Origin of the sequence: Demequina sp. (assembly GCA_024707205.1) — a bacterium.
GTDB lineage: Bacteria > Actinomycetota > Actinomycetes > Actinomycetales > Demequinaceae > Demequina.
In genome coordinates, this window is sequence record JANQAD010000001.1 from 171,424 (window position 1) to 191,630 (window position 20,207).

16 protein-coding genes and 2 pseudogenes are annotated in these 20,207 nt (G+C 68.5%); 2 read left to right on the top strand and 16 right to left on the bottom strand.

Going from position 1 to position 20,207, the window contains the following annotated elements; genetic code table 11:
• Positions 1 to 86 precede the first annotated feature (86 nt).
• The 4 genes from NVV57_00855 to NVV57_00870 all read right to left on the bottom strand — a co-directional run bounded on the left by NVV57_00855 (position 87) and on the right by NVV57_00870 (position 5,128).
• Positions 87 to 437, bottom strand: coding sequence for a substrate-binding domain-containing protein (locus NVV57_00855; GenBank protein MCR6711309.1), 351 nt, complete (start codon positions 435 to 437; stop codon positions 87 to 89).
• A gap of 11 nt (positions 438 to 448) precedes the next feature.
• On the bottom strand, positions 449 to 1,123 hold the full coding sequence (locus NVV57_00860; protein ID MCR6711310.1) for a LacI family transcriptional regulator: 675 nt from the start codon (positions 1,121 to 1,123) through the stop codon (positions 449 to 451).
• A complete protein-coding gene (locus NVV57_00865; GenBank protein ID MCR6711311.1) occupies positions 1,120 to 2,766 on the bottom strand; it encodes a glycoside hydrolase family 13 protein in 1,647 nt (548 codons plus the stop codon). The genes NVV57_00860 and NVV57_00865 overlap by 4 nt, the downstream gene beginning before the upstream one ends.
• Before the next feature lie 112 nt (positions 2,767 to 2,878).
• Positions 2,879 to 5,128: a polyribonucleotide nucleotidyltransferase gene (locus NVV57_00870; protein ID MCR6711312.1), complete on the bottom strand. Its 2,250-nt coding sequence runs from the start codon at positions 5,126 to 5,128 to the stop codon at positions 2,879 to 2,881.
• A 208-nt stretch (positions 5,129 to 5,336) separates the two neighbouring features.
• Here NVV57_00870 and NVV57_00875 point away from each other — a divergent pair, with 208 nt between their 5' ends.
• On the top strand, positions 5,337 to 5,654 hold the full coding sequence (locus tag NVV57_00875) for a hypothetical protein (protein MCR6711313.1): 318 nt from the start codon (positions 5,337 to 5,339) through the stop codon (positions 5,652 to 5,654).
• A 373-nt stretch (positions 5,655 to 6,027) separates the two neighbouring features.
• Here NVV57_00875 and rpsO read toward each other — a convergent pair whose 3' ends face one another.
• The 9 genes and pseudogenes from rpsO to NVV57_00920 form a co-directional block, all read right to left on the bottom strand.
• Positions 6,028 to 6,297: a 30S ribosomal protein S15 gene (gene rpsO, locus NVV57_00880; GenBank protein MCR6711314.1), complete on the bottom strand. Its 270-nt coding sequence runs from the start codon at positions 6,295 to 6,297 to the stop codon at positions 6,028 to 6,030.
• Positions 6,298 to 6,407: 110 nt separating this feature from the next.
• Positions 6,408 to 7,376: a bifunctional riboflavin kinase/FAD synthetase gene (locus NVV57_00885; GenBank protein MCR6711315.1), complete on the bottom strand. Its 969-nt coding sequence runs from the start codon at positions 7,374 to 7,376 to the stop codon at positions 6,408 to 6,410.
• A 5-nt stretch (positions 7,377 to 7,381) separates the two neighbouring features.
• Entirely contained in the window at positions 7,382 to 8,410 is a 1,029-nt protein-coding gene (locus NVV57_00890) for an acyltransferase family protein (protein ID MCR6711316.1), read from the bottom strand.
• Between the two features lie 8 nt (positions 8,411 to 8,418).
• Positions 8,419 to 9,303, bottom strand: a pseudogene (gene truB / locus NVV57_00895) (tRNA pseudouridine(55) synthase TruB).
• Positions 9,296 to 9,724, bottom strand: a complete 429-nt coding sequence (rbfA, locus tag NVV57_00900) for a 30S ribosome-binding factor RbfA (protein ID MCR6711317.1) — start codon at positions 9,722 to 9,724, stop codon at positions 9,296 to 9,298. Before rbfA ends, truB begins: the two are co-directional and overlap by 8 nt.
• Positions 9,724 to 12,324 (bottom strand): translation initiation factor IF-2, encoded by a 2,601-nt coding sequence (gene infB / locus NVV57_00905; GenBank protein MCR6711318.1) that lies wholly within the window; start codon positions 12,322 to 12,324, stop codon positions 9,724 to 9,726. The genes rbfA and infB overlap by 1 nt, the downstream gene beginning before the upstream one ends.
• 138 nt (positions 12,325 to 12,462) lie before the next feature.
• A complete protein-coding gene (locus tag NVV57_00910; protein ID MCR6711319.1) occupies positions 12,463 to 12,750 on the bottom strand; it encodes a YlxR family protein in 288 nt (95 codons plus the stop codon).
• Positions 12,751 to 12,764: 14 nt separating this feature from the next.
• Positions 12,765 to 13,808 carry a transcription termination factor NusA gene (gene nusA, locus NVV57_00915; protein ID MCR6711320.1) on the bottom strand — a complete coding sequence of 348 codons (1,044 nt, stop codon included), beginning with the start codon at positions 13,806 to 13,808 and terminating at the stop codon, positions 12,765 to 12,767.
• Positions 13,809 to 13,813: 5 nt separating this feature from the next.
• A complete protein-coding gene (locus NVV57_00920; GenBank protein MCR6711321.1) occupies positions 13,814 to 14,269 on the bottom strand; it encodes a ribosome maturation factor RimP in 456 nt (151 codons plus the stop codon).
• Between the two features lie 743 nt (positions 14,270 to 15,012).
• Here NVV57_00920 and NVV57_00925 point away from each other — a divergent pair.
• On the top strand, positions 15,013 to 15,210 hold the full coding sequence (locus NVV57_00925) for a hypothetical protein (GenBank protein MCR6711322.1): 198 nt from the start codon (positions 15,013 to 15,015) through the stop codon (positions 15,208 to 15,210).
• A gap of 449 nt (positions 15,211 to 15,659) precedes the next feature.
• Here the strand turns inward: NVV57_00925 and NVV57_00930 are convergent.
• The 3 genes and pseudogenes from NVV57_00930 to NVV57_00940 all read right to left on the bottom strand — a co-directional run bounded on the left by NVV57_00930 (position 15,660) and on the right by NVV57_00940 (position 20,170).
• Positions 15,660 to 15,764, bottom strand: a pseudogene (locus tag NVV57_00930) (cellulose-binding protein).
• A 486-nt stretch (positions 15,765 to 16,250) separates the two neighbouring features.
• The gene (locus NVV57_00935; protein ID MCR6711323.1) at positions 16,251 to 19,604 is read right to left on the bottom strand and encodes a hypothetical protein; all 3,354 of its coding nucleotides are present in this window, start codon (positions 19,602 to 19,604) and stop codon (positions 16,251 to 16,253) included.
• The gene (locus NVV57_00940; protein MCR6711324.1) at positions 19,601 to 20,170 is read right to left on the bottom strand and encodes a hypothetical protein; all 570 of its coding nucleotides are present in this window, start codon (positions 20,168 to 20,170) and stop codon (positions 19,601 to 19,603) included. The genes NVV57_00935 and NVV57_00940 overlap by 4 nt, the downstream gene beginning before the upstream one ends.
• Positions 20,171 to 20,207: the final 37 nt, after the last annotated feature.

Here is a 20,207-nt window from a genome sequence, read left to right on the forward strand (position 1 = left end):
ATCGATTAACTTCAGAACTAAAACAAGTTCTACAGGTGGTTTCAGAGACGCGTCAAGCGCAACTTGGTCACGATTTGGATACGGGCTCAGGACTGAGCGGGTGCCGCGACAGAATCCCGCTCGACGACGGTGGCGGGCAGCACCGTGACCTCCTCCGGCTGCTCGGAGGCGAGCAGCGACACCAGCCGGCGAGCCGCGAGTTCGCCCTTCTCCACGATGGGCTGGGCCACGGTGGTCAGCGCTGGCACGGCGTGCCGAGCGGCCTCGAGATCATCGAAGCCTGTGACGGAGAGCTGACCGGGCACGCTTACGCCCGCCAGCGCGGCCGCCTTCATCACTCCCAAGGCGATCTCGTCGCTGAAGGCCACGATGGCCGTCGGTCCCGCCGCCCACAATCGCTCGAAGGCCACCAGTCCGCCCGCCTCAGAGCTCGGCACCTCGGCCACCGTCAGGCACTCTCCCCGGCCTCGATCCCGGCATCGCCGAGAGCGTCGAGCACCCCGTCCATGCGGTGCCGCATCGCTCCCTGCCATGCGTCCCGCCCGCCGGGCTCACCCGTCTCGATGCCGGCCACCCCAAAGCGACGGTGACCGAGCCGCGCGAGACGCCCAACGAGGTCGCGCATTGCCGCGCGCTCGTCGACCGCCACGAGCGGGATCCCGGGAATCGGATCGGAGTCGACGAGCACGAGGGGAGCGTGCCTCGCGCGAAGAGACGCAACCTCGGTGCGTTCGGCAACCAGACCCACGACGATGAAGCCGTCGGCGGCGGCCTCGGCGATGGCGGTGCCGCTGAGCCCGTCCGCGGGCGGCACGAGCAGCAGCATGAGGCCGTTCTCCCTGCACACCCTGCCGACGCCCTTGACGAACCGTGGGTAGTAGGAGTTCTCGAACGCGTCGTCCACTGACTGCGGGAGCACGAGGCCAACTGTGTCGGTGCGGCCGCGGCGCAGCGCCCTCGCGGACCAGTCGCGCACGTATCCCAACTCGCGCGCGCAGGCCTGAATGCGTTCGAGCGTCTCTGCGGTGAGCCGACTGGGCTGCGTGTACGCATAGGACACCGCCGCAGTCGAGACGCCCGCGCGCTCCGCGACGTCTCTCATCGTCACCCGAGAACCGCTCATTGAAGCTCCACATAGACGGCAGCGTCGGGCACAATCCTGCCAGCCGGCGTCGGAATCGACGACAACACAACGGTGCCTCTCACTGGGCTCTCCACCTCTTCGTCCGAGACGTTCACCACACACGCAGCCCCTCCCCGCCGGAACGCGAGCACCCCAGGCGGCGCCTCGATCCACCGCAATGGCTCGTCTGACGCGAAGTACCTCTTGCGCGCCTCCACTGCCGCCGCGTAGGTGGCGAACACCGAACCGGGATCTTCTTGCTCGTCGAATGCACAGTAGCGCGCGAAACTCGCTGGCTGCGGTAGCCAGGCCGACGCTGCGGTCGCCGTTGCGGAGAAGCCGAGGTTCGGCCGGTCCCGGCTCCAGGGCAGCGGCACGCGACAGCCGTCCCTGCCGAATTCGGTTCCGCCGGAGCGGAACCAGATCGGATCCTGCCGCGTGCTCGGATCCATGTCGAGCACCTCGGGAAGGCCGAGTTCCTCCCCCTGGAAGAGGTACACAGTTCCAGGAAGCGCGAGTTGCAAGAGTGCGGCGGCGCGAGAGCGCCGCAGTCCGAGTTCGAGGTCCACGGGTCCGCGCCTCCTCGCTGCGGCGATCAAGTCCGAGGGGTCGGGCTCCCCTAGCTCGATCGCCTGCCCATATCGGGTCGCGACACGGTGCACGTCGTGGTTTGAGAGCGCCCACGCTGGTCCCGCGCCGTCTCCGGCCAACGCGAGCGAGCGGTCGATCGCGGCCCGCAGGGACGGCGCATGCCACGGCTGCAGCAGCAGATCGAAGGAGAAGGCCTGGTGGAACTCGTCCGGCTCCAGATATCTGGCGAGCGCGGCGTCGGTCACCCACACCTCTCCCACCCAGTAGCGCGGGCCGTCGGGCACGCCGTCTCCGAGGGAGCGCCACCGCCGGATGATGTCGTGCACGCCAGGCTGGTCCCACGCAGGGTGGGTGTCGGCGCCATCAACCACATCGGACAGCTCAGGGGCCTTCGCCATCCCGTGGGCGACGTCGACCCTGAAGCCCGCGACTCCCCTGTCGAACCAGAACCTGAGCATTTCGTCGAAGTGCGCGACGACCTCCCGGTTGGCCCAGTTGAGGTCCGGCTGCGTCGGATCGAAGAGATGCAAGTACCACTGGCCCAGACTCCCGTCCGGCTCCGTCACGCGGCTCCACGCTCCCCCGCCGAACACCGACTGATAGTTCGTTGGCGGCAGCGCCCCGCCCGCGCCGCGGCCGTCCGCGAAGTGGAAGCGGGCCCGCTCTGGGCTACCAGGCTCCGCCGCCAGTGCGGCCCTGAACCACTCGTGGTCGGACGAACAATGGTTGGCGACCATGTCCATGAGGATGCGGATGCCCCGCTCTCGAGCCTGCTCGACGAGGGTGTCGAAGTCGTTGAGATCGCCGTAGTCGGCATCGATCGCGAAGTAGTCTGCGATGTCGTACCCGTGGTCTCGCTGAGGGCTTGCGTAGCAGGGGTTGAGCCAGATCGCATCGACTCCGAGCGACGCGAGGTAGTCGAGTCGGCTCACAAGCCCACGAAGGTCTCCGATGCCGTCTCCGTCCGCATCTGCGAACGACCGCAGGTACACCTGATAGACGACCGCGCCGTGCCACCAAGGTGCAGCGTCCGCGCCGAATGTCACCGTCATGTCGCCAGTGTATCGATTAACAAGCCTATGTAATCGCCGCATCGAGAGCAGGAGAATGCGCACGAGGGCGGCCCTGGTTCCCCAGGACCGCCCTCTTGCGTGAAGCGTGAGGCTACGCCTCGACGGACTCCGCCACAGCGTCGCCCTCAACCCCAGCGTCGCCGCCAGCCGCAGCGTCGGCCGTGCCCTCCTCGACAACGCCGAGCGAGAGCTTGCCGCGCGGGTCGACCTCGGTGATCTCAACCTGGATCTTCTGGCCAACGGCGAGGACGTCCTCGACGTTCTCCACTCGCGCGCCGCCGACGAGCTTGCGGATCTGCGAGATGTGCAGCAGGCCGTCCTTGCCGGGGGTGAGCGAGATGAACGCGCCGAACGCGACCGTCTTCACGACGGTGCCGACGAAGCGCTCGCCGATCTCGGGGACGTGCGGGTTGGCGATCGCGTTGACCGCCGCGCGCGCGGCCTCCGCCGACGGGCCGTCGGTGGCGCCGATGTACACGGTGCCGTCGTCCTCGATGGAGATGTCCGCACCCGTGTCGTCCTGGATCTGGTTGATCATCTTGCCCTTCGGGCCAATGACCTCGCCGATCTTGTCGACCGGGATCTTCACCGCGATGACGCGAGGAGCGAAGGGGCTCATCTCGTCGGGCGTGCTGATCGCCTGCTCCATCACCCCAAGGATGTGGATGCGCGCGTCGTGCGCCTGCTGCAGGGCACCGGCGAGCACCGAGGCGGGGATGCCGTCGAGCTTGGTGTCCAGCTGGATGGCGGTAACGAACTCGCGGGTACCGGCGACCTTGAAGTCCATGTCGCCGAACGCGTCCTCCGCACCAAGGATGTCGGTGAGCGCCGCATAGCGGGTCTCGCCGTCAACGGTGTCGGACACGAGGCCCATGGCGATGCCCGCGACCGGGGCCTTGAGCGGCACACCGGCGTTGAGCAGCGCGAGCGTCGAGGCGCACACGGAGCCCATGGACGTGGAGCCGTTGGACCCCAGCGCCTCGGACACCTGACGGATCGCGTAGGGGAAGTCCTCGCGGCTCGGGAGCACCGGAACCAGCGCACGCTCGGCGAGCGCTCCGTGGCCGATCTCGCGACGCTTGGGGCTTCCAACGCGACCGGTCTCACCCGTCGAGAACGGCGGGAAGTTGTAGTGGTGCATGTAGCGCTTGTGCTTCTCGGGGTTGAAGGAGTCGATCTGCTGCTCCATCTTGAGCATGTTCAGCGTGGTGACGCCAAGGATCTGGGTCTCGCCACGCTCGAACAGCGCAGAACCGTGCACGCGCGGAATCACGGCAACCTCGGCGCTCAGCGGACGGATGTCCTTGAGGCCACGGCCGTCGATGCGCACGCCGTCCTTGAGGATGCGCTGGCGCACCTGCTTCTTGGTGAGCGAGCGAACAGCGGCGCTGATCTCGCCCTCGCGGCCGGCGAACTGCTCGTCGAGCTGCGTGTGTGCGTTGGCCTTGAGCTCGTCAAGGCGGTTCTCGCGCTCCTGCTTGTCGGCGATGGTGAGCGCCTGCGCGAGGTCACTCTCGATGGCGCCGGAGACCGCGGACAGCACGTCGTCCTGGTAGTCCAGGAAGCGCGGGAACTCGCGGGTCTCCTTGGCGGACTGCTCGGCGAGGCGGATCTGCGCCTCGCACAGCGCGCGGATGAAGGGCTTCGAGGCCTCGAGGCCCTCGGCCACGACGGCCTCCGTGGGGGCGGTGGCGCCCTCGGCGACGAGCTGGAACGAGTCGTCGGTGGCCTCGGCCTCGACCATCATGATCGCGACGTCGTCACCCGCGATACGACCGGCAACGACCATGTCGAAGACGGCCCGCTCCTTCTGCGAGTACTTGGGGAACGCGACCCACTGGTCGTCGATGAGCGCGATGCGCACGCCGCCAATGGGGCCGGTGAACGGCAGGCCGGCGATCTGGGTGGACGCGGAGGCCGCGTTGATCGCGAGGGTGTCGTATGCGTCGTCGGGGTCGATGGCGAGCACCGTGATGACGACCTGGACCTCGTTGCGGAGGCCAGAGACGAACGTGGGGCGCAGCGGCCGGTCGATGAGACGGCACGTGAGGATCGCGTCGGTCGACGGGCGACCCTCGCGGCGGAAGAACGAGCCGGGGATTTTTCCGGCGGCGTACGAGCGCTCCTCGACGTCAACCGTCAGGGGGAAGAAGTCAAAGCCCTCGCGAGGGCTCTTGCCCGCCGTGGTGGCGGACAGCAGCATCGTCTCGCCGTCGAGGTAGGCGGCAACCGTGCCTGCGGCCTGCTTGGCGAGGCGGCCCGTCTCGAAACGGACCGTGCGCGTGCCGAACTTGCCGTTGTCGATAACGGCCTCGGCGGATTGGATTTCGGGACCTTCCATGTGAAAGGTTGCTCCTTTTCGTAAAGGAGCAGGCAGGCAGAACGTCGGCAAGGGCCTTAAGTGCTGATCGTCAGTCGAAATGCGCGGGAACTGTGGCCCGCTCATCACCACCGAGGATCAGCGTTCAGCCGGCCTGCTGGTGTGTTGTTGTGGCTCTCAAGCCGCAAAACAGTCTACCAGGAACGCGCTGGCGCGTACCCTAAGCGCCATGCCCAAGCAGCCACAGCTACCTCCGGAGCCTCAGCCGCAGTACGAAGGATACGAGTGGCTCGCCGGGCGTTGGGGCCGCTCGGGCAATCCTGTTCCGGCTCGCATCGGCGCGATCGCGATGGGCTTGGCTGCGCTCATCGTCATCGGGTGGACCATTCGCGGGATCCTGCAGGATGCCGGCTGGCTGTTCGTCCTCGTGAGCTTCGCCGTTGCCGCGATCTGCCTGGTGGGCACCAGTTTCTACCTGGTGGAGGCTCACTTCGCCGCGCGCGCCGCCCGCGAGCAGCAGTCCTTCACCCCCGCCGACGACGACTGACTGCGCCTGGAATGGGTTCCTAGGTTCACCAAACGCGCATTTGGGCGACCTGAGAGCCCATTTCGGGCGGTAGGGGCGCGGCGGGCCGACGCCAGGGCCGGCTTTCGCACGAAAGCCCGCCACAGCGTCGGGCAATCCCACTCTCACAACTGGCTGCTGGCCTGGAATGGGCTCCTAGGTTCACCAAACGCGCATTTGGGCGACCTGAGAGCCCATTTCGGGCGGTAGGGGCGCGGCGGGCCGACGCCAGGGCCGGCTTTCGCACGAAAGCCCGCCACAGCGTCGGGCGGGAATGACAACAGCCCGGTCGCTCAGCTCCCCCGGCCCATGGCCAGGGGGCGAGCGGACCGGGCCGCGGAGCGCGAGGTTCGCCTTAGCGGCGAAGCCCCAGGCGCTCAATGAGCGAGCGGTAACGCTCGATGTCCACGCGCTGAAGGTAGTTCAGCAGGTTGCGGCGACGACCGACGAGCAGCAGCAGTCCGCGGCGGCTGTGGTGGTCGTGCTTGTGCTCCTTGAGGTGCTCAGTGAGGTCGGCGATGCGCTTGGTCAGCATCGCGACCTGAACCTCGGGAGAACCGGTGTCGCCCTCGTGGGTGGCGTACTCGGTCATGATGGACTGCTTGACTGATGCTTCGAGCGGCACTGTGTCTCCTTCTTCAAGGTAGTTGCGCGGCGCACCCGGGCCTATTCACCGGGGCACTGGAAACCGCGGCCGTTACACGGCGAAGATCAATGATACCAGCCGACGCTCGCTCAAGCGAGCACGGATCGGCACCACTGCACGTCTTCGGTGAGCGCCGTGATGAGCGCGTCCAACGACCCGAAGTCGAGCATCGGCCTGCGCCACGCGACGAGGTCCAGGGTCACCTCGGCCCCGTAGAGGTCGAGCCCCTCGCGGTCGATGATGAAGGCCTCCACACGCAGGTCGGTGCCGCCGACGGTGTAGTTGAGTCCCAGCGAAACGGCGGCGGGGAGCGGCTCGCCCAGCACCGCCTCTGCGCCCGGATTGCCGCCAGGGTCCACCACCGTGAACCATCCCGCGTACACCCCGTGGCGCGGGATCATCCCGGACTCCACCTCGATGTTCGCCGTGGGGAAGCCGATCTCGCGGCCCAGCTTGTCGCCATGCACCACGTGTCCACGCAGGCGGTGAGGCCGGCCAAGGACCTCGGCGGCGCCAGGGAGGTCGCCCTTGTCGAGCAGCTCTCGCACCCACGTCGACGACCAGCGTCGGCCGGACTCGGAGATGGCGCACGCGTCGTCGACCACCTCTACCGCGAAGCCGTACTGCTCCCCCAACGCGCGCATGGTCTCCACGTCGCCCGCGTTGCCGCGCCCAAACCGAGTGTCGTGGCCAACGACGACGCAGGCCGCGCGCAGTCCGTCAACGAGGTAGTCGCGAACGAACTCCTCGGGCGTCTGCAGCGCAAACTCCAGCGTGTACTCGATGACGAGCACGCCATCGAGACCCGTGGCCGCTAGTCGCTCCAACCGGTCCACGACGCCGGTCACCAACTCGGGCTGGTGCGCAGGGTCATGAACCGCCTTGGGATGCGGGTCAAACGTGACCGCGATCGCCACCTGGCCGCGAGAGCGTGCGTCGGCGACCATGCGCTCAAGCACGGCCTGATGCCCGCGGTGCACCCCGTCGAAGTTGCCGATCGTGACGATCGCGGGGCCAAGCGTCGGGGGAACCTCAGCGAGGGATCGCCACACAAACATGGAGTTCATTGTGCCGGAGCGAGCGCCCCTTGTGGTTCACGCGCCGTGCTCCACCAGGGCCGCAGGAACGGCACGGGTGCCCAGCGATCGAGAGCGCGGGTGATCCCGTACGAGCACGCGAGAGCCACGGCGGCGAGCGCCAACGGGACCACGGATCGGGCCCCCGGGCCCGCCGGGAACAGCGGCGTGGCGAGCGTGAAGATCGCGAGGACCGGCAGATGCGTGACGTACACGCCGAGCGAATTGCGACCTATGGCGTTGGCGAACCCCAGGCTCCGTGCGGACGCCACGAGCGGCGAGATCGCGAGCACCGCGAGAGTCCCCAACGCGCAGAGTGCGAGCAGGACCACCGGGTTGGTGGCGGTGTCCGTCGCCAATGCCGCCCCAGCCGCCAACGCGAATGCCCCACCGGCCCACAGCGCCGTGACCGGACGGGTTCGTCCCGCGAACGCCCAGTACGCCGCGGCGCACCTCTGGGCCACCACGAAGAACGCCCAGTGCTCGCCCACGTACTCCCAGTTCTGCAGGTCCAAGGGCATGGGCGGCGCCGGCCACCTGCTCATCGTCCACAGGTTCAGGCCAAGAGCCACGGGGATCAGGATCCAGCTCGGCACCGCCCTCAGCGCCCACGCCCCAAGGATGAACAGGGCGAGCGCGTAGAGGTACCACACGCGCAGGTCCGGCCGCACAACGACGAGCAGCAGATTGGCCCATCCGTCAGTGCCAGGCTGGCGGCTGGGCCCGACAATGATCTGGCCGAGCGCGGCCCACACCACGTACAGCAGCGCAAGCGGAAGCACTCGCCTGCGCAGCACCTCGCGCGCGCTCCACGTGCCGATTGTCGCGGCGAACAGCCCAGAGATCGCGACAAGCGTTGGCATGCGCACCGCGTCGAGCGCAAGGTTCATCTGATCCAGCCAATGCGCGGTGCGATATCCGCTGCGGTGCAGCCATAGGCTCGAGTGCACGAGGACGACGAGGGTCAGCGCGCCGCCGCGCGCCGTATCGATCCACGTCACCCGCTCGCGTGCCACGCGCCTCCTCAGCTCCGCGGAGCGAACACCACCGTGGGGCGCCCCGCTCCTGCATCGCGCTCAACGATAGCGATAGCCTCGCCGTCGCACACGGCAATCGCCGGCCCGACGCCGTCAGCAGCGATGCGCTGACCGTAACCAAGGGCTGTGGCCGCCTTGGGATCGATGGCGAGCACGGGAAGGGTCCGCGTTGCGGCCTCCGTGAGGCCGATGAGCCGCGTGCGAGCGCCCGCGGCCCTCGAGCTCCTCGAGCGTCGCGGCGTCAGCGAGGGTCACCTCTCCCACGCGGGTGCGGCGCAGCGCGGTGAGGTGACCGCCAACGCCCAAGCCGGCGCCGAGGTCGCGCGCGAGCGCGCGAACATACGTTCCCGAACTCACGTCGACGGCGACGTCGAGGTCGATGACGTCGCCAGAGCGTCGGGCATCCAGCAACTCAAACCGCGCAACGGTGACGGGCCGCGCGGCCAGCTCGACGTCCTCGCCTGCACGCACGCGCGCATACGCGCGCTCCCCGCCACCTTGATTGCGCTCACCGAGCTTGGGCGCTGCAGGATGTCGCCAGTAAGCGCCGCGATACCCGCCAGGATGGCCTCGTCACTGACCGACGCTGCACTCACTTCGGTAAGCACCTCGCCCTCGGCGTCGTCGGTGATTGTCGACTGTCCCAGCCGGATCGTGGCCTCGTAGCCCTTGTCGTGGGCAGAGATGTACTGGAGCAGCCGGGTTGCCTTGCCGCATGCGATCACGAGCACGCCGGTGGCCATGGGATCGAGCGTGCCGCCGTGGCCCACCTTGCGGGTGCCGAGGAGTCGGCGCATGCGGCCGACGACATCGTGCGAGGTCCAGCCCTGCGGCTTGTCCACGACGATCAGTCCCGAGGGGGTGTCAGTCATCCTCTTCCGGGTGCTTGTACGGGTCCGCGTCGCCCGCGTACTGGGCGCCCTCGCGCAGCTTGGCTGTCTCCGCATCGCGCAGCGCGGCCTCGTGCAGCGCCTTGTCGAGCGTTGCGGCAGTCTCCGGCACCGCGTCGAGATGGAACTCGAGCGTTGGCGTGAGGCGAATACCAAGCTGGGATCCCACGAGCGAGCGCAGCCGGCCTTTGGCGGAGGCGAGCGCGGCGGCCGTGCCGGCGCGCTCCTCCTCGCCGCCAAGGACCGTGTAGAAGACCGACGCCTGCTGCAGGTCTCCCGTGACCCTCACGTCGGTGACGGTCACGAACCCAAGGCGCGGGTCCTTGATCTCGGTCTCAAGCGCGCCGGCAACGATCTTCTTGATCGTGCCGGCGAGCTTGAGAGCGCGGGGCTTGTCGCTCATCAGTCCCTCGGAATCTCCACCATCTCGAAGGTCTCGATGATGTCGCCAACCTGGATGTCGTTGAACTTGCCAAGGCCGATGCCGCACTCGAAGCCGTCACGGACCTCGGTGACGTCGTCCTTGAAGCGGCGCAGGGTGTCGATCACCGGCTCGCCGATGACGACGCCGTTGCGCGACACGCGAGCGGTGGCGTTGCGCTTGATGACGCCCTCGCGAACCAGGCAGCCCGCGATGTTGCCGAACTTGGACGAGCGGAAGATCTCCATGATCTCCGCCGCACCGGTGGAGCGCTCCTCGAACTCGGGCTTGAGCATGCCCTTGAGGGACGCCTCGACGTCCTCGAGAGCACGGTAGATGACCGAGTAGAAGCGCATGTCGACGCCCTCGCGGTCCGCGAGCGCCTGCACACGCTCTGCCGGACGCACGTTGAAGCCGATGATGATGGCGTTGTCGACCGTTGCGAGGTTGACGTCGTTCTGCGTGACAGCACCCACACCGCGGTGGATGATGCGCAGGTCCACTTCCTTGCCCACATCGATCTGCAGCAGCGCGTCCTCGAGTGCCTCGACGGCACCGGAGACGTCACCCTTGATGATGAGGTTGAGGGTATCGACCTTGCCGTCCTCGAGCGCCTGGTTGAAGTCCTCGAGGCTGATGCGCTTGCGACGCTTCGCGAGCTGAGCGGCACGCTCGGCGGCCTCGCGCTTCTCGGCAATCTGACGGGCCGTGCGGTCGTCGTCCGCCACCAGGAAGGTGTCGCCCGCTCGCGGCACCGACGTGAGGCCGATGACGAGAACCGGACGGGCGGGAAGCGCCTCGGTGACCTGCTGGTCGTGCTCGTCGAACATCGCGCGAACGCGGCCGTGGGCCGTTCCCGCGACGATCGAGTCGCCAACGCGCAGCGTTCCCGAGTTCACGAGCACGGTCGCAACCGCACCGCGACCCTTGTCGAGGTGAGCCTCGACCGCCACACCGCGAGCGTCCTTGTTGGGGTTCGCGCGCAGGTCAAGACCGGCGTCTGCCGTGAGCAGCACGGCCTCGAGGAGGTCGTCGATGCCGATGCCCTTGAGCGCGGAGACGTCGACGAACATCGTGTCGCCGCCGTACTCCTCTGCCACGAGGTTGTACTCGGTGAGCTGTTGGCGGATCTTGGCGGGGTTGGCCCCCTCCTTGTCCACCTTGTTCACGGCCACGACGATCGGCACGTTTGCGGCCTGCGCGTGGTTGAGCGCCTCAATGGTCTGCGGCATGACGCCGTCATCGGCGGCGACGACGAGGATCGCGATGTCCGTCACCTGAGCACCGCGGGCACGCATGGCGGTGAACGCCTCGTGACCAGGGGTGTCGATGAAGGTGATGGCGCGCTCGACGCCGTCGTGTTCGTGCCGCACCTGGTACGCGCCGATGTGCTGCGTGATGCCGCCGGCCTCGCCGGACTGCACGTCGGACTTGCGGATAGCGTCGAGGAGGCGCGTCTTGCCGTGGTCGACGTGACCCATGACGGTCACGACCGGCGGACGCGGCTCGAGGTCCTCGTCAGTCTCGGCGGCAAGCTCCGCGTCGAGGTCGAGGCCGAAGTCCTCGAGGAGCTCCTTGTCCTCGTCCTCCGGCGACACGATCTCGATCGTGTAGCCGAGCTCGGCGCCAAGCGCCTGGAACGTGTCCTCGTCTAGCGACTGCGTGGCCGTGGCCATCTCACCGAGGTGGAACAGCACCGTCACGAGCGACGCGGGATTGACATCGATCTTCTCGGCGAAGTCGCTCAGCGTGGCGCCGCGGCGCAGGCGGATCGGCGTGGAGCCGTCACCGCGAGGGACCTGCACGCCGCCGATCGACGGTGCCTGCTGCTGCTCGTACTCTTGCCGCTTGGCGCGCTTGCTCTTGCGTGAGCGTGCGGGCTTGCCGCCTTGGCGACCGAAGGCGCCAGCGGTGCCGCCACCACGGCCGCGACCGCCGGGCGCAGGACGACCACCGGGGGCAGCCGCGCCGGGAGCACCAGGGGCGCCGCCACCGGGGCGAGCCGCCCCACCTGGGCGCGGGGCAAAGCCGCCGGGCCGAGGGGCGCCCGCGCCGCCGGGACGCGGGGCGCCACCGGGACGGGGCGCGCCAGCGGCGCCGGGAGCGCCACCTGGGCGGGGTCCGGGGGTGCGCGGAGCCTGGAACGGGTTGTTGCCACCGGGACGCGGCCGCGGACGCGGGACGTCGGAGCGGTCGGCGAAGGGGTTGTTGCCGCCCGGACGCGGGCGGGGGCGAGGCATATCACCGGCGGCATCCGCCGGGGTCGCCGGGGACGCCGACGCGGCCGGAGCGGAAGGTGCCGGAGCGGCCTCGGTGACCACAGCGTCGGGCTCCGCGGGCGCGACCGGAGCCGCAGGCTTGGGTGCGGCGGGCTTGGGAGCCGCGGCCTTCTTCTCTGGTGCGGGCGCTGCGGGTGCCGCCGGCGCGGCGGGGAACGCCTCGCGCGCCTTGCGCACGACCGGCGCCTCCAAGGTTGAGGACGGACCCTTCACGTACTCACCGAGCTCGTTCAGCTTGGTGATGAGGTCCTTGCTCGGAATGCCGAGCTCCTTCGCGATCTCGTGAACGCGAGGCTTTGCGATTGCCACAAAAAACTCCTGTCTTGGTCCGACCAAGGCAGGGGTCGAACCATCGTTACTGCTGGGTACTCATTTCGAGGTACTCATCGGGCGCTCATGGGCTTTCATCCCGTTCTGTCGATGGGTTTGGCACGGACAAGGTTATCCGAACTTGAGCGAACTCGCGTCAGCCACGCTTGCACGCAGCGCCCGCGGGAACGCCTTGCGGCGAACACTCAAGTCCAGACACTCGGGGCTGCGATGCAACCAGGCGCCGCGCCCCGGGGCAGTGGCGGTCTCGTCGAGAACCACCTGGGTTCCGTCGAGGACCACTCGCACAAGGTCCGACCGGGCCGCCCGCTGTCGGCACCCGATGCACGTGCGAACCGGGCCTTGCGGCCCTGCGTGCTGTGCGTTGGGGGTGTCGGCTGGATTGCCCGGCTCAACCATTCTACCCGGTCGCCTCAGGCACCCGATCCCGGGGTGCCGGGACCACTGACAGCCGGCCCGCTCGCTCCAGGGGTCTCGGGCGCCTCGTCCGAGCGGATGTCGATCCGCCAGCCCGTGAGGCGAGCGGCGAGGCGAGCGTTCTGCCCCTCCTTGCCGATCGCGAGCGACAGGTGGAAGTCCGGGACCACGACGCGGGCCGCGCGGGCCTCCTCATCCACGACCGTCACCGACACCACGCGCGAGGGCGACAGCGCGTTTCCCACGAACGTCGCGGGGTCCTCGTCCCAATCGACGATGTCGATCTTCTCGCCGCGGAGCTCGCTCATGACCGCACGCACGCGGGCGCCCATGGGCCCAATGCACGCGCCCTTGGGGTTCACGCCGGGAACAGTAGCCCGCACGGCGATCTTGGTCCGGTGGCCGGCCTCGCGCGCGAGCGACATGATCTCGACGGTGCCGTCTGCGATCTCCGGCACCTCAAGCTCGAAGAGCTGGCGCACCAGGCCAGGGTGTGTCCGCGACAGCGTGATCGAGGGGCCCTTCATGCCGCGGCTGACGTCGAGCACGTAGGCGCGGATGCGCTCGCCGTGCACGTAGGTCTCCGTGGGCACCTGCTCGTGCGCGGGCAACACGGCCTCGACGTCGCCGATGTCCACGTGCACGTTGCGCATGTCCTGCGTCTGCTGAATCACGCCGGAGACGAGGTGACCCTCCTTGCCCGCGTACTCGCCGAGCACCGCGTCATCCCCCGCCTGACGCAGGCGCTGCACGATCACCTGACGCGCAGTGGAGGTGGCGATGCGGCCAAAGTCGTTGGGCGTGTGCTCGAACTCGTCGCTGAGTTGAACGGTTCCGTCCTCGTCGACGCCGAGTTCCTCGCGGGCGAAGATGGTGACGATGCCCGACGCTTGGTCCAGGTGGGCGCGCGCGTGCCGGTAGGCGCCGGGCGTCTTGTGGTACGCGGACAGGAGCGCCTGCTCGATGGCGTCGATCAGGACGTCGAAGCGGATGTCCTTCTCTTTCTCGAGGCCGCGGAGGGCCTGCATGTCGATGTCCATGCGCCCTACCCGTTGCCCTTGAAGTCGAGTTCGATTGTGCCGACCACGATGCTCGCGACCGGGAAGCGGCGCTCGCCGTCGAGCACGACGTCGTCGCCGTCGATGTCCGTGAGACGGCCCTTGACGATGGTGCCGTCGTTGAGATCCAGGCTCACGAGGCGCGAGCGTGCGCGCAGGAAGTGACGGCGCTCCGTCAGCGGGCGGGAGATGCCAGGGGTAGAGACCTCGAGCACGTAGGCCTGTGGTGGCACATTCGCCTCATCGAGGGCGGCGCCGATCGCGCGAGATGCTGTGGCGATCGCGTCGAGGGACGCGGAGCCGACCTCATCGTCCGGAAGGTCCACCGTCACGACAACGCGCTGCCGGGAGCCGGCCTGCTCGACCTCAACGGAGTCGACGATGAGGCCGGCTTCCGCGGCGCCGGGCGCGGCGAGTTCGGCAATGCGGTTCTCGAGACCCACGTCATCGCCTCCCTAAGCCGTTGCTGAAGTTCTCACACATTCTAGGGGGTCCGCGTGCCGTGTCATGATGGCGCCCATGGTGAGGCGCGGGGTGCGGGCAGGGTCGTTGGCCCTGGTTGCGCTCGCAACGCTGACCGCATGCTCGTGGCGGCTCGAAACCGAACCAGAGCCGTTCCGGACGCCCTCCCCCATCACCGTGCTGCGCGACCACGTGGCAGCTGCCGAGGCCGCGGTCGAGGCGGCGGCACCTGGTTCCGACGATCCCCTTGCCGTTGTCGAGGCGAATGCCGTGCCCATGCGGCTCGCCGCGCTCGGCGGCGTGTCGCCAACCTCGTCTCCGCGGCCTGCGGGGTCGCTCTCGCAGGCGCTCGAGGACGCCGAGGCAGCGGCCGCTGCCTGCATGGATGGCGCCGGGGACGACCCGCTTGGCGGGCTGTGCGCGTCGATCCTCCTGTCGCACAAGGCGATCAACGCCGAGAGTGAGCGCAACGACTGGGAGAGCCTCGCCTATCTCGCCGAACCGCCCACTCTGCCGCCAGCGGACAGCACGGTGCCGGCGGACGTGCTCTCGCGCCTCGCGCTCGAGCACGACAAGCTCCGCGCTCTCTATGAGGTGGCCGCCGCGCGCAGCGACGGGGATGCGCGCACGTCCGCGCTCTCCGGTTCAAGCACCGAACGCCAGCGCGTGGCGGACCTCTTGGCCATCGCCGGGGTTCAAGATCTCCACGGAGCCCGCGTACGACGTGCCTGCCGACGCGACCGCGCTCAGGGACCAGCACCTCGCGATCGCCGAGGCCTATGCCGCGCTCATGGTGGGCGCGGCGCCGCAGGATCGCGGCTGGCTGCTGAACTCTGCGCTCGTCGAGTACCGCGGCGCGCTGGCCAACGGGCTCACCGCGGCGCAGATCCCGGCCCTGCCGGGCGCAGTGCAGGGCGCCTGAGCCTACTTCGCCGCGACGGTCCAGTTGCCGCCGACGCCGTAGTATGTCTTGCCGCCGGAGACGATCTTTGGCCGGTACACCGAGTCCGGCATGCCCAACCAGAACTCGCCGCTGCGCCAGTTCCCAGGCGGCTCAATGGTGACGGTCACGCTGCACTGGTAGGTGGCGTCGGCCCCTGATCCGGAGTAGAGAGTGAGGTTGCCGCACGGGTACGACTTCCAGCCCGCGAAGTACGGCGTGAAGACCGTGTTGTGCAGGTTGATGTCGATGTACACCTGGGCCGTATTGGGGCGAATGCCCGTGATGGTGAACGTATTGGTCCATCCGGAGTTCGTCTCGTTCGAGCGCGTGGCCTTGCCCGCCGCGGGCACCACCGGCGTGGGGGTCTGGATGGGGTCGGTGGTGTGGCTCGGCTGCGGTGTGGACGCGGGCGGGGTGGTTGGCTTCGTCGTCGGCTTTGACGTTGGCTTCGTGGTTGGCTTTGCGGTCGGCTGCGGCGTTGGGCCGGCGCTCGGAGTGGCCGACGGTGTGGCCGCCGGGGTCGCCGACGGCGTGGGTTCGGCGCTGGGTTCCGTGGGCGGTGGCGTGTCCGGAGACGGCGTCGCGTCCGGGGTTGCGACGGCGCCAAGCACCACGACCTGCGCCTTTGCGGTGGAACGGGCCGTGGAGCCGGCGTAGGCGGTCGCTGTGATCGTATAGGTGCCCGGCTGTGCGTTCCACACTTGGTCAAAGACGTACAGGAGCTTGGCGTCCTTGCCACGGGACAGGGTCTCGAGTTCGTTGTCCGTGAGCACGGCCACCGTGTTCCCGTCGGTTGCTATGACGGCGCGGATCGAGGTCACTTGAGGCTCGTTGGTGTGCATCGTGACGGTCAGGTCGCCAGGCGAGAGCGCGACCCCGGCGACCGGGGAGTCGATCCACAGCGCCTGCGGCTGGGGCTGCGGCGCCGTGGCCACGAGCACCACGGTGCCGACAACCGCGGTGACGCCGACAACCGCGGCGCCTATCGATGCGAGGACGGGAATGTGCACGGCGCGCTCCTAGTAGAACCCGACGATGGGGCGTGGGTCCAGGTAGAAAGCGGCCGCGTTGCCGAAGAACGTGTACTTGGGGACATCGATGGAGATGGGCTCATCGAAGCAAGGCGCGCTCAGGGTGACGTGCAGGTACGCGGCACCGGCCGCGGCAGGGACGGTCTCCATAACAGCCTTGGAAGGCGTGTTTGGGTAGGCGGTGCTGCGCTCATAGGGGATCTGCAACTCCCCCGTCCATTGATCGGCGGCGCGCACGCCGTCGGCGTTGGTCTTTCCGTACTTGAGCCACGCGGTCGCGTGAACGGGATACAGCCGGAACGTGGTGCCGCCCTCCGTGATCTGCGCGTTCGCCACAACAGGGCACGTCTGGGCGTACCCGGGGGCGCTGACGGGCGTCCCGGAGAACACGACGGTTGGGCGCTCGTCGGTCACGGGCGCGATCACGAGTCCCGGCACGGAGCGCACTCCCGTGATCGCCTCCATGATCTGCGCCTGACGCGCGATGGATGCGGCGCGAACCGTCTTGGTCAGCACGCCCGAGAGCGCGGCGCACCCAGAGATCTCGCCCTGCGAGTTCTTCACCTGGCTCAGGTCGGGCACCTGTGCGCCCGAGGCCGACGCGGTGGCGAGGATCGCCTGCGCCTCGCCACCGCTGAGGGTGAAGGTGGCGCAGCTCAGGCCAAGCTTCTTGAGCCCCTCGTCGAGCGCAAGGGTGATCATCGCGTCAAGATCGCCGTCCTGTGTCGCCTGCATCTGCTGTGAGGTCGCGAGTTGCGGGGGCACGCCCGTGTAGTACGTGAGGGCGGCGTCGCCCACGGATCGGAAGACCCCGTTGCAGAACTTGTTGGCGCTGCTTCCCAACGACTTAGCGCTCTGACACACGGGATTGACCGCGTCCACCACCTTCCACACCACGTTGAAGACCTGGTTGTAGAAGCTCGCGACCTTGTCCCACGCGGCCATCACCTCGTCGTAGAACGCGGGATCTATCGCGGCGCCAAGACCAACCCCGAGCCCAATGAGCGCACCGGTGAGCGCGCCATAGGGGCCGCCGACGACAAAACCCTGGATGGCGCCGTAGACCACGAAGGAGAGCACGCAGCCCAACCCGCAGCTTGGCGGCTCGTCATTGTCATGCGCGTGGAGGCGCTTATAGCTTGCGTCGCTGTCGAGGCAGTAGATGACGTCATCGCGCGGCCAGATCTGCTTGGCCTGGGAGAGGTCGCTCATCCCTCCCGGCTTCTGGATCATCACGTCCGTAGGGCTGCGGGGAGCGCCCGCCTGGTAGGTGACGCCCTCCTTCGTGCGCCACTTGGGTGCGCTGAACGGGTACATCGTGTACGCGGTGGGATCCGGATACGAGACGACCGCGTGGCAGGTTGTCGTGACGTTGACGACGTCCGGCGGGCTGTCCGGCTTTGACAGCTTGGCGCGACCGTTCGTGATCGCCATGATGTCGCGACCGGGCCTCACCGAGATCGAGGCGTTCTCGATCTGCGGCCAGGTTCCCTCGAGCCCCGTGGGCATGACGAGCTCGATGGTGTTGGAGGTCGCGCCGCGCGAGACATAGGTGCTGGTGTTGGGAACCTGCCCCACGGCCACGGCCCGCACGTAGACGGTGTCGATGAGGTTGCTCCCTTGGGCGATGTGCTGCTTGAGCATCCCCAGCGCCAGCTCGTCGTTGAGCGAGAGATTGTCGACCCCGTCCAGCTGGTCGTCGGAGATGAGCGCGCCGTGCCAGCTCCATGGATCCACGCTGGTCACGCCGTACACGTCCGATGTGGCCTGGTAGAACACCCCTGGCTGGTCGAGGCCCGCGGACCCAGGGCTGAACGGGATGAGCGAGAACTGGTACGCGACGGCCCCGTAGCCCTGGTCGTGCGCGTCGGTGCTGAAGGTCGCTTTCGCCGGTCCGGTGACCTGCCACTCCTGCATGGCCGTTGGGTCGCCGGTGACGTCGATCGACTTCGTCAGGTTGTCCCCCTGCGCGAGCGTCAGGGTGATGGGCTTCGTGGCGGTCGTGCCCGGCGCCCCAGACGGCGCGGCCCCCGCCGGAGTGCACTCCCCGCCGCTCGCGGAGGACGCGCCGGGTTCCGGGTGCTCCGTGTCATTGCGACAGTACTGCGCGGAGGCGACGAGTTCCCCCGTTGCGCCGCTCCACACCTCAAGGTCCACCTGGTCGTAATGCGCGAGGTCCACGAGTTGGCGCAGGTCGCTCACGCTCGTCGAACCGCCGTTGAGGAACTGCCCGTCTTGAGCCGGCACGCGCTGCCATCGGCCCTTGTCCAGCGCCAGGTACACGTAAGGCTTGGTGACGGCGTCATCGGTCAACAGCATGCCGCCCGTGATGAAGGCGCCGCCGGTCCAGGCGTCGCGCCCGCACGTGTCGGGGATCGTGACCGTCACGGGGGCGCTCGGCGGGAGCATGGGAGAGGCGCCGCTCGGCGAATAGGCGGCGAGGACCGTCGGGCCTATGGGAAGCGACGTGAGGCGCAGCTCGCCGCCGTCCGGAAGGTCGCCGAGCGCGATCATGCCCGCGCCGCCGTAGATGCGAAGGTCACCCGTGGTGGCGGAGGTGACCACGGCCGCGCAGCCGTCCAGCTTCACCGAGATGTCCGTCGCCACCTTCGTGCCCGACTTGGGAGGCTTGAGGCTGTTGATCGCGGGAACGGTGCCGGTCACCTGCACGCCCGCCTTCAACGTGGCGGAGACATCGTCGGTGCCGTCCGCCGCCGCGAGCGACGCCACGTCCACCCCCAAGCGGTCCGCGATGGTCGTCAGCGTGTCGCCGGGTGCGGCGGAGAACCTCATCGCGGGAAACACCGCCGTGCCGGACGTGTTGGTGGGGTTCGCGATCCCCAGGTCCTGCGGGAGGTCGAGCACGGGCAGCGCAATCGGAATCGACTGCGCCATCTCCCCCGCGCCGTCGTAGGCGCGAGCGAGCAGCACGTGGCCTCCTGCGGTCATGGGGACCACGTCCAGGGCGAACCGCACCGCGCCGGTGGTGGGATCCGTGACCAGCGAGGCGTCGTCGAGCTCAAAGTAGAGCTGGCCGTCCTGCCACACCTCCACGCGAGAGACATCCACCCCAGAGTCCGCGGCCAACACCACGCTCACCGGCTCGCCCCTGCTCACGAACGGCGAGGTCACCGGCGTGAGACTCAGGTCAAAGGCGCTCGGCGCCGGCGTCCCGAGCACGACGGGCGCGGCCTCCGCTTGGGGCTCGCGGGAGCGCTTGACGACCGCGAGCCCTCCCGTCACGAGCGCCAGCGCAACGAGCGCGGCGACACCCGCAAACCAGGCGGACGCCATGATGCCCGTGGAGCCAGCAGCCCCCGTTGCGTGTGCGTCGTCGCTCACTCGTCCGCTTTGAGTGTGAGGCAATAGACGCCCAGGATCGCGTGGTCACCGGAGATGTGACCGGAGCCGTCGGCCCACGCGTTCGACGTGACGCCGAGCACCGCCAAGCCGGGCGCGCCGTCCGCGTCGCTGTTGAACACCGACAGGGAGGTCGCCCACGTGCCTCCGCCCTCGTCGTCGAGGAACATGCCGCCCTCACTGATCGCGTCGCCCGCGCTGTTGACCCAGTACAGGTCGATGTCCACGGTCGCGTCGTCTGGCAGGTCCGCGATGGTCCACGCGATGGGCGTGCCATCGCCGAAGACCTGACCGGACGCTGGCGCCGCGGTTACGGAGTCGTCAGAGGTGAGCTCAAATCCTGCTTGCGGCACGCTTGGGCAATCGCCCGACGCTGCGGCGGGCTCGGCGGTGTCGTCGCCTGCGGTGGCTGCCGCAGTAGGCGAGGTTGCCGGTGCGCCAGGGGAATCCGCCGCCGCGGGGTCAGACCCGGCGGGGTCAGACGAGCACGCGGCCAGCAGCAGCGCCGCTCCAACCACGGCCAAAGCGCCCAATCGTTGCTGGTACATGGTGCGAGTCTGGCGTGACGGAGCGCGCGCGAGTAGT